The 1,032-nt window shown below is 60.4% G+C and carries 1 protein-coding gene; it reads left to right on the top strand.

Annotated elements, in window-relative coordinates:
• Positions 1-46: 46 nt before the first annotated feature.
• Positions 47-1,032, top strand: a 986-nt coding sequence (locus LB566_RS30285) for an IS481 family transposase (RefSeq protein WP_224629792.1), incomplete at its 3' end; no start/stop codon positions are given.

The following is a 1,032-nucleotide window of genomic DNA, read 5'->3' as shown; positions in this document are numbered from 1 at the left end:
CAGGCTTTGATGGGGCATCCTTATCCTCCGAATCGAAGGAGGCACTATGGGCCAGGTTCTCCATGGGAGCGCCACGACGACAGAGGCGGTCCGTCGAGCGATACAACATAGTCAAGAGAGCCTGAGAGCCCTAGCCAAGCGCTACGGGATCAACCAGAAGACTGTCGCGAAGTGGCGGGAGCGGACCTCAACAGCCGACCTTCTGACGGGGCCGAAAGAGCCGCGGTCGACGGTTCTTTCCGTCGAGGAGGAGGCGGTCATCGTCGCCTTCCGGCGCTACACGCTACTGCCGCTCGCCGACTGCCTCTATGCGCTGCAGCCGACGATCCCGCATCTGACGCGATCTTCATTGCACCGTTGCCTCCAACGCCACGGCATTAGCCGCCTGCCCGATGTCGAGGGTGACAGGCCGGCGAAGAGGAAGTTCAAGAGCTACCCGATCGGCTACTTCCACGTCGACATTGCCGAGGTGCGGACAGAACAGGGCAAGCTGTACATGTTCGTGGCCATCGACCGCACCTCGAAGTTCGCCTTCGTCGAATTGCATGAAAAAGCCACCACCGCCGTCTCGCGAGAGTTCCTGCTTCGGTTGATCGCGGCCGTTCCCTACAAGATCCACACCGTGCTCACTGACAACGGCATCCAGTTCACCACGCCCGGCGCAGGAGGATCAGCCGTGCCGCTGATCAAAGAGGCCATCGCCAACGGCGAGCGCTTCTGGGCTCATGCCTTCGAATACACCTGCGCCACCAACGGCATCGAACACCGTACCACCAGAGCCAAGCATCCGTGGACCAACGGCCAGGTCGAGAGGATGAACCGCACCATCAAGGACGCCACCGTCAAGCGCTTCTATTACGAGAGCCACGATCAGTTGCGCCAGCACCTTGCCGACTTCGTCACGGCTTACAACTTCGCCCGCAGGCTAAAGACCCTCAAAGGACTCACACCCTACGAATTCGTCTGCAAGGCGTGGACCACTCAGCCCGAACGCTTCAGACTAAATCCGCTCCAGCAAATGCCGGGACTAAA

The sequence above is a fragment of the Mesorhizobium sp. CA13 genome (genome assembly GCF_020165235.1).
GTDB lineage: Bacteria > Pseudomonadota > Alphaproteobacteria > Rhizobiales > Rhizobiaceae > Mesorhizobium.
This window is presented reverse-complemented; position numbering and strand designations above follow the sequence as displayed.